7 protein-coding genes are annotated in these 8,189 nt (G+C 73.0%); 1 reads left to right on the top strand and 6 read right to left on the bottom strand.

The features are described from left to right. Positions 1–368 precede the first annotated feature (368 nt). The 4 genes from RIM90_RS28905 to RIM90_RS28890 all read right to left on the bottom strand — a co-directional run bounded on the left by RIM90_RS28905 (position 369) and on the right by RIM90_RS28890 (position 5,599). Complete coding sequence (locus tag RIM90_RS28905; RefSeq protein WP_309063702.1) at positions 369–521, bottom strand: hypothetical protein; 153 nt, start codon at positions 519–521, stop codon at positions 369–371. Between the two features lie 451 nt (positions 522–972). Next, complete coding sequence (locus tag RIM90_RS28900) at positions 973–3,228, bottom strand: caspase family protein (RefSeq protein ID WP_309063701.1); 2,256 nt, start codon at positions 3,226–3,228, stop codon at positions 973–975. Between the two features lie 2 nt (positions 3,229–3,230). Beyond that, positions 3,231–3,605 (bottom strand): hypothetical protein, encoded by a 375-nt coding sequence (locus RIM90_RS28895; protein ID WP_309063700.1) that lies wholly within the window; start codon positions 3,603–3,605, stop codon positions 3,231–3,233. A 308-nt stretch (positions 3,606–3,913) separates the two neighbouring features. Further along, complete coding sequence (locus RIM90_RS28890) at positions 3,914–5,599, bottom strand: tetratricopeptide repeat protein (protein WP_309063699.1); 1,686 nt, start codon at positions 5,597–5,599, stop codon at positions 3,914–3,916. Positions 5,600–5,903: 304 nt separating this feature from the next. On the opposite strand from RIM90_RS28890, the gene RIM90_RS28885 reads away from it, so the two are divergent. Continuing rightward, positions 5,904–6,725, top strand: a complete 822-nt coding sequence (locus tag RIM90_RS28885; protein ID WP_309063698.1) for an SAM-dependent methyltransferase — start codon at positions 5,904–5,906, stop codon at positions 6,723–6,725. Positions 6,726–6,813: 88 nt separating this feature from the next. Here RIM90_RS28885 and RIM90_RS28880 read toward each other — a convergent pair whose 3' ends face one another. Next, positions 6,814–7,734 (bottom strand): helix-turn-helix transcriptional regulator, encoded by a 921-nt coding sequence (locus RIM90_RS28880; RefSeq protein ID WP_309063697.1) that lies wholly within the window; start codon positions 7,732–7,734, stop codon positions 6,814–6,816. Positions 7,735–7,914: 180 nt separating this feature from the next. Continuing rightward, a complete protein-coding gene (locus RIM90_RS28875) occupies positions 7,915–8,145 on the bottom strand; it encodes a DUF397 domain-containing protein (RefSeq protein WP_309063703.1) in 231 nt (76 codons plus the stop codon). Between the last annotated feature and the right edge of the window lie 44 nt (positions 8,146–8,189).

Raw genomic sequence — 8,189 nt, 5'->3', positions numbered from 1 at the left:
GGGGCGGTCCCGGAACCGGAGAGCCCCAGGGCAGGACCGGGGCTCCGGGGACGGACGTGCCTCGGTCCGGAAAGCGGTCGTCTCCCGGGGCCGGGGCGGCGATCCCGGCCCCGGGATGTCCGGGAGGGGCCGGCGCAGCGGCCGGCCCACCGGCTGACCCTCACCGCGTGCCGGAAGGAAGCGGGGGTGGGCGAACGGGCACGGTGCCCGCCGGAGTCGGCGCCGACGGGGGCCGCGGCGCGCGGAAGCGCAGGTGCCGTTTTCCGGCACGCGTCACGCGCGGGCGGCCTCACAGCCTCCGGAGCCGCCGGAGTACGTCCCGGCCGTTCCGGTCGCTCCTGCCATTCCCGCCGAACGGGTCCGGCCCGTCACGCCGCGTCGCGGGCGTGGGCCCGGCCACCGGTCCGCTTCACCCGGGCCGGACCGTCCAGCAGCCCTTCCCCCGCCGGCAGTCCCGCCCGTCGCAGGAACCCCACCACGTCCCGGTCGGAGTCCGCGAGGCCGGCGGTCCCGCCGCGCACGGTCGCACGCCGCCCGCCCGACCCGAGCGGCGGGTGTGCGCCGGTCGGCGCCTTCGTCGCCCTTCCGGCATCCGGCCGGGAGGGCGGACACGCACCCCGGTCCCGCGCATCACCCGAGTGGCCGCCCGGGCGAGCCGTCCCGGCCGGCGCCGTGTTCGTATGGAAGCGGCCTCCATGCCTACCCGGAGGGAGCTGGGAATGCACGAGATGTGGTGCGGTGCAGACACTTCGGGGGAGCCGGTGTGGCATGTCCTCACCCCTGACAAGAGGTCCACGCTGTGCGGAGTGGAGAAGCAGGAGGAGTCCCGTCGGCGGCATGCGACGGACCGGCACTGCTTCCCCTGCATGAAGACGTTCCAGACCGTCGTGGAGTCGGGACCTCGTCGTCGGGCAGAAGCCGCGGCCGACTGAGACCGGCCCTGCCGGTCGCCGGCCGCCCGCGGCCGCGGGGCTATGCCCCCCGCGTGACGAAGTAGGCGACGAGCACCATGACCGCCAGGACGAGTGACGGGGTCGCCAGCCATTTGGCCGGCCCCGTCAGGAGGTTCACGGCCGTCGTGGTCGACGCCGTACTGCGGTCGGGGCGCGCCTTCGCGTCGTGCCGGGCCAGCGCGGCGAGGACGAGGGCGGCGAAGGCCGACAGCAGACAGATGACGAGAGGACTCGTCACCCCGGCCTCGGCCACCTGCCCCCCGACGGTGGTGCCGGGCTCCTCGACGCGCTTCCGCACGGCCTCGACCGCCCTGACGGCGACCATCACGATCGTGCAGCCGGCGAGGACGGCGAGGGCCAGGCCGGCCGCGGCCAGCACCGGGGCACGCACGGACGGGGACGCGGAACTCCGGCGCGCGGAGTCCGCGGAGGCCACCGAGTGCCGGTGCTGCGGCGGGGGCGGTGGTGCGTCGTGCGGGCGGGTCGGCCGGTCGTCGGGGCCGTGCCGCCGGGTGCGCGGCGGGGGCGGGGGAACGCGGTGCGCGGGTGGGGCGCCGGGCGCCTCCCGGGAAGCCGGGCGCGTGGCCTCGGGCGGGGACGGGACGGGGTGCGTCGGCGGCGGGGAGGTGTCCCGCGGAGCCGGAGGCGTCAAAGCGGTGGGGGCCGGCGCGGACACCGTTGCCGATGAGGCCGAGGGAGCCGGCGGGCCCGCCGAAGAGGCCGGTGCGACCGTCGGCGACGACGCGGGGGCGGGCGGAGTGGACGGCCGGGAGGCACCGGTCGGCGGCGAGGCCGCCGGAGGGGACGCCGGGACCGGAGCGGACGCGGCGGCCGCCGACGACGCCGGGACGGACGGAGCGTGCGGCGGGGAAGCCGCGCCCGGCGGGGCGGCCGTCGCGGCCGTCGGCGAGGTCGACGCGGCCGGCGCGGCTGGTGGTGGGGCGGTCTCGCGGTCCGGCCGCGAGGGTGTCCTCCCCTGGGGCGGTGGCGCGGCCCGTGGCGCCTCGGCCGGCACCACCTCCCCCTCCACGTGCAGCACCGCCTCCCCCACGGCCCCCTTCAGCACGATCTCCCCGCGCGCCGGTCCCGGCGAGGACGTGTCGACCCAGACGTCCAGGGTGTCGGCCGACTCCCGCACCCGCAGCCTCTCGCCCTTGGCGTGCGGTGCGCAGCTGCGGGCCAGGGGCGGGCCGAGCAGGCGCACGGTCCGGTGGGGCGGGCTCGTGTGCTGCGGAAGCCGGCCGAAGTCCAGGCGGGCCGGGTGGGGGTTGACGGCGACCTCGCCCAGGGCCCGGGACGCCTCGTCCGCGACCGCGCGGATGTCCCGGTGGGCCATCTCCTCGAGCGCCTCACGCGCCCCCAGGGCGACGGAGAGGTCCCGGTTCTCCATCCGGGCGCGCAGCTCCGCGATGGCGCCGCGTCGGGTGTAGATGTCGGGGCTGCGCATGGCGGCCCGGACATCGTCCGGCACCGGGGAAGGAACGATGCGGCGGCGGTGGCTGCGCGCCAGGTACATGTCCCCCTGCATGTCGACGGTGCGGCCCGGTGTCTGGTGGGGGTTCTGCCGGCGCACGTGGTCGAAGACGTACTCGTAGAGCTCGTCCAGGGAGACCCGGCCGTCCTCGTCGAGGTCCGCCTCGCCGGTCGCCAGGCCCTGGACCACCGCGCGGGTGAACACCGACGGCCGCGGCGCGGAGCCCTCGGCGAGGTCGGCGCCCTCGAAGGCGTACTCCATGGCGTTGGACGCCGTGATCACCGCCCAGCCGCGTCCGCCGCCGAGCTTGTCCCCCGCGAAGGAGTCGAGGACGTGTGCGTCTCCGGCGGCGCGGACGGAGGCCGGGCCCTGGGAGAACGCGCCGCCGTAACAGCAGTCCAGCAGCAGCACGACGCTGCGGGCCCGGGTGGTGGCCATGCAGCGGCGCACGAAGTCGGCCGCGACGGCGGTCGACGCCAGGCGCCGGGGCAGGGTGTTGGGCGCCGCGAAGAACAGTTCGCCGGTCTCGCTCTTCAGCCCGTGGCAGGAGAAGTGCAGCACCAGGGTGTCGCCGGGTTTGCGGTCGGAGAAGAAGTCGTCGACGCGCAGGGAGATGACGTGCGCCGGTTCGTTGCGCATCACGCGTACGTCGAAGCCGCCGATCCGCGGGTCGCCCAGGACCTCGGCGAGGGCGACGGCGCCCTGCGCGGGTGCCCTCAGCCTCTTCAGACCGGGGTCCTGGTAACTGTCGTTGGCGATGATCAGCGCGTGCCGGGACGTGCCGCCCGCTGGACTGCCCATGATCAGGCCCCTGCCGTGGCATGGCGCCGCACGAACAGGTCGAAGGCCTCCACCACCTGCTCGTCGGTCGCTTCGGAGATCTCCAGGACGTCGCCGTCGAGGGTGAGGCGCAGCGACGGTCGCGTGTCGTGGCACCGGCCCCACCAGTCGCGGATCACGGTGACCACCTGGCTGAGTCCGGTGGCCGCACCGCCCAGGTTCACCAGCAGGGCGCCGACCATGGCGATGTCCACGCCCCGTGCGCCGGGCGGGGCCTCCCCGGCCGGGACGGCCCGTACGTCGTCCACGTCGAGCAGGAGCAGTTCCTCCCGCAGGCTCCGGGTCCTCCGCGCGATGTGTTCGGGGTCGGATCCCTCCTCGGAAAGGAGAATCCGCAATTCGCTCTCCACCGGTTCAGCCCCTTTGTCTCTTCCTGGTGGGGCGGCGCGGAGTCGGACCGGAGCCGGACCGCCGGTGGCTCCACGTCTCGTTCACCCCTCATTTTCTTCCGTTGAACGGGCGGCGGCAAATCCTTTCCCTTTCCCACCCGGTCTCCCGTCCGGCACAATTGCACATTCAACCGACGCACCGGTCGGACAGAAGAAAGACGCCTGGTCGGTCGGTGTTCCTTTTCCTTCCGGGAAACCGCCGCCGGAAGGTCCGCCGGTCTCGCACACCCGGCTCCGGATCGTTTTGCGGCAGCGCCTCAGTGGCAGTGGCAGTCGTCGCCGCCTGCGGTCACGGGGTGGGTCTCCAGTCGGCAGAAGCAGGACGCCTCGATCGGCACGTCGGCCAACGCGGCCGCCTGCTTGAGCTGTTGGGCCACGATCGCGGCCTCCCCCGTCCTGCCGGTGCGCAGCAGGCACTCGTGGAATCCGTGCAACGCCCAGACGTTCCCGGGGTGTTGCAGGGGCCGGGGCAGGGTGGCGTCGAGGCCGAGGTCCGCGCGGTAGACCGCCTCGGCCTCCTCGACGCGGCCCTGTTCCAGCAGCAGTGCGCCGTAGGCGTGCCGGGTGGGCTGCATCCAGCCCCAGGGTTCGTCGTAGGGCAGGTTGTCGTCCAGCTCGACGGACCGCTCCAGTGCGGCGAAGGCCGCGTCGTAGTCGCCCTTGCGGTAGGCGAGTTCGCCGTCCAGCATCGCCGCCGCGACGGCGAGGATGTCGTGGCAGGTGTTGTTGAACAGCATCCGGGTCTCGGGGACCCGGCTCACGGCCGCGCGGAAGTCCTCCCGTTCGGCCTCGGCCCTGTCGGTGGCGCCGGTCGCGGAGAGGGCGACGCCCCGGGCGTAGTGGAGCATCGCGGTGGTCACGCAGTGGAGTTCCGGGTCGGCCGGGAACGGCAGCGCCAGGATGTCGTCCCACCGGCCGAAGCGGATCAGGACGTGGACGCGCATCGCGAGGAACCCCTCCAGCCAGTCGGCCATGGGCGGGCTCTGCACCCGGAGCAGTTCCTCGGGGACGGCGGCTTCGAGTTGCGCGGCGGCGTCCAGGGCCACCTCCGACCGGCCGGCGAACATGGCGCCGTAGATCTTGAAGTGGTGGTTGTGGGCACGGTAGAGCGTGTAGAAGTTCATGGCGCCGGCGCGCTCGAGGTACTTCTCGTCGGCGGCGACGGCGAGGGTGTTGTCCGAGACGACCCGGCGGTAGTCGCCGCACAGCACTTCCAGGTGCGAGGGCATGTGGTGCAGGTGCCCGGCGTCGGGGACGGCCCCGCGCAGCCGGTCGGCGACGGTGAGGGCCGCTTCCGGCGTGGGGGACATCTCCATCAGGTGGATGTACAGGTGCAGGATCCCGGGGTGCCGGGCACCGGCGTCGGTGGCGAGTGCGGCGTCGAGCACCGCCTTGGCCTCCAGGGTGCGGGCACCGTCGGCCGGGCGGCCGGCCTTGATGTCCCACAGCTGCCAGGGGGTGAGGTTCATCAGGGCGTCGGCGCAGAGCGTGGCCACGTCCGGGTCGTCGGGGGCGCTCGCGTACACCTCGCACATCCGGTCCGCGTAGGGCTCGTTCCACACCGAGCAGTCCTCCGTGACCTGCGACTGCGGGTAGCGGGCGCGCAGGGCTCCGACGAGGGCCCGCTCGACGGGGGTGGCGCGCGCGGCCTTCTCGTGCGCCCGCTCCACCGCGCCGTGCGTGCGTGCGACGGTGCGGACGAGCTCGTCGCCGTCGAAGGCCTCCCAGGGCCTGTTGTAGTTGGGGCCGAGGGCGTAGGCGATGCCCCAGTGGGCCATGGCGCAGTCGGGATCGGCCTCGGCCGCCTTCTCGAAGCAGGCGACGGCTTCCTCGTGGTTGAACGCGTACGTCCACATCAGCCCGCGGTCGAACCAGAGCTGGGCTTCGGCGGAGGAGGTCGTCACGGGCCGGCTGTGGGTGCCGAGGTCGTAGTAGTCGTCCATGTGTGTCTCCCGGGGAGCGAGTGGACCGGCCGCTGCCTCGTCGGCGACGAACGCCCTGGTCGGACGAAAGCGACGATAGCGGGACACAAGCGCTCGCGCAGGCGCCGGCGGAATCCCACCCCTCCGGAGCCCCGGGCCGTCACACCGAGCACCCTTCCGACCGCCGTGCGTGACCGCGGACGGTGGGCGTGCCGTTCGTCCGCACCCTCGTTCACCGATGAGCTGGCACGGGCCGCGCGATGCTCCCTAGGATGTACTCCCTGTCCAGCCGGTCCAGTTGGCGCGGCACTCCGCAGGGGGAACGATGCACACGGGTAAGCAGCTGTCCACCGAGATCGACGCCACCGTGCCGACAGCCGCGCGCATGTACGACTACTACCTGGGCGGCAAGGACAACTACGCGGCGGACCGTGCCGCGACCGAGGAACTCGACAAGGTGGTGCCCAGCACGCGCCGCCTGGCCCTGATCAACCGGCGCTTCCTCCAGCGGGTGGTCCGGATCCTCACCCAGGAGTACGGGATCCGGCAGTACCTCGACCACGGCTCCGGCCTGCCCACGCAGGACAACGTCCACCAGGTCGCACAGCGCATCGACCCGACCACCCACGTGGTGTACGTCGACAACGACCCGATGGTGCTGGTCCACGGCCGCGCCCTGCTGGAGCAGGACGAGCGCACCGCGGTCATCCAGGCCGACATGCGCGACACCGACGAGATCCTCGGCCACCCCGAGACCCGGCGCCTGATCGACTTCTCGGAGCCGGTGTGCGTGCTGTTCAACTCGGTGTTCCACTGCATACCGGACAGCGACACCGACGGCCCGCCCGTCCTCGCCCGCCGGGTGCGCGAGAGGCTGGCGCCGGGCAGTTTCATGGTGATGTGCCAGCTGGTCAGCGAGGACCCCGAGGTCCGCGACTTCGTGACCGACTTCATGGGCCGGGCGACTCAGGGGCACTGGGGCCGCGTGCGCCAGGAGAAGGACGTCGAGTCGTACTTCGAGGGCCTGGAGATCCTGGAGCCGGGCCTGGTGGAGGTGTCCACCTGGCGTCCGGACACCGAGGTGGCGCCCCGTCAGCTCACCCGGGAGTGGATCGAGTTCGGCGGCGTGGGCCGGATCCCGCAGTAGCCCGAGGCGTCGACGTCCCTCGCCGGTCCTCCGGGGTCCGGCGAGGGGCGTCACCCGTTCACGCGCCACCGCCACGGCGCGGCGCTCCCTACGACGCGGAGTAGCGCTCCCGCATCGTCCTGCGCAGCAGGTCCACGGATTCGCGGGGCTTGAGGGCCTCGTCGGCGAGGCGGTCCAGCGCGATCCGGTACTCCTCCGTCTCGTCGCGGTCCTCGAGGAAGTTGGCGCTCCTGATGTGCTCCAGGTAGACCACGTCGGGCAGGTCGAGACCGCCGAAGCGCAGGTACGTGACCGGGATGGCGGGAGCCGAGGCGTTCGTCACGTCCAGCGGCACGATCTGCACCGTCACATTGGGCCGCCCGGCCATCCGCACCAGGTGCGCGAGCTGCTCACGCATCACCTCGGAGCCGCCCAGGACGCGCAGCAGGACCGACTCGTCTATGACGGCCCACAGCTGCGGGGCGCCCTCGCGCAGCAGCAGCTCCGCGCGGCGCATGCGCAGTTCGACCCTGCGCTGCACCTCGCTCGCCGGGGCGTTCGGCAGGCCGCGCTCGACCACCGCACGGGTGTACGCGGCGGTCTGCAGCAGGCCGGGGACGTACTGGATCTCGAAGGTGCGGATGGTGGCCGCGGCCTCCTGGAGGCCGACCAGACGGTCGAACCACTCGGGCATCAGCCGCTTGTCGTACCGCTGCCACCAGCCCGGCTCCCCGGCGCGCTGCAGCAGTTTGAGCAGGACCGAAGCCTCGTAGTCGTCGGTGCGGTACAGCTCCAGCAGCGCCCGGACATCGCTCTCGGTCGGCGGGCGGCGGCCCTTGCCGGACTCGATGCGGGACAGCTTCGCCGCACTGAAACCGACGGCGCGCGCCGCCTGGTCCTGGGCCAGCCCGGCGTCCTCACGGAAGCCTGCCAGCTGCACACCGACCAGCATCTTCAGCAGGGTCGGAGCCGGCTCGGGCCTGTCCAGATAGGGTTCCAGACGGGAGATACGATGCGACGCGGCGGACATCCTGGCTCCCAGCAGACCGGCACAAGGGCGATTCACACTATCGCACCTCATCCTGCCGCATCGCATCCGTGCGCAGAAGTCGTGAAGAAGTGGTGAGTTGCCCTTCCGCTTCACCGGCGCCGACCCGTCGGCCGGCGCCGGGAGCTCGGACCGGCTGCCGACCGGATGCCGGGCCGGGTGTCAGACCAGGTGGTCGAACTCACCGTCCTTCGCGCCGGCGAGGAACGCCGCCAGCTCCGCGGCCGTGTAGACCAGGGCGGGCCCGTCGGGGTCACGGGAATTGCGCATCGCTATCGCCCCGTCGGTCAGCGGGGCCACCTCGACGCAGTTGCCCTCGGCGTTGCTGTACCGGCTCTTGATCCAGCGGACGTCCAGCTGGCTGGCCCGCACTCCGTTCCGCACTCCTGGCACCGCAGTCTCCTTGCTGTTCACGTGTCCCGCCGCGCACGGGGCCG

Source organism: Streptomyces sp. (assembly GCF_031181555.1).
GTDB lineage: Bacteria > Actinomycetota > Actinomycetes > Streptomycetales > Streptomycetaceae > Streptomyces > Streptomyces fimbriatus.
This window is presented reverse-complemented; position numbering and strand designations above follow the sequence as displayed.

Bases quoted from the DNA above. Each gene is read 5' to 3' on its own strand.
- RIM90_RS28900 (WP_309063701.1), bottom strand. From the start codon at position 3,228: ATGGGCAGTCCAGCGGGCGGCACGTCCCGGCACGCGCTGATCATCGCC.
- RIM90_RS28890 (WP_309063699.1), bottom strand. From the start codon at position 5,599: ATGGACGACTACTACGACCTCGGCACCCACAGCCGGCCCGTGACGACC.
- RIM90_RS28885 (WP_309063698.1), top strand. From the start codon at position 5,904: ATGCACACGGGTAAGCAGCTGTCCACCGAGATCGACGCCACCGTGCCG.
- RIM90_RS28880 (WP_309063697.1), bottom strand. From the start codon at position 7,734: ATGTCCGCCGCGTCGCATCGTATCTCCCGTCTGGAACCCTATCTGGAC.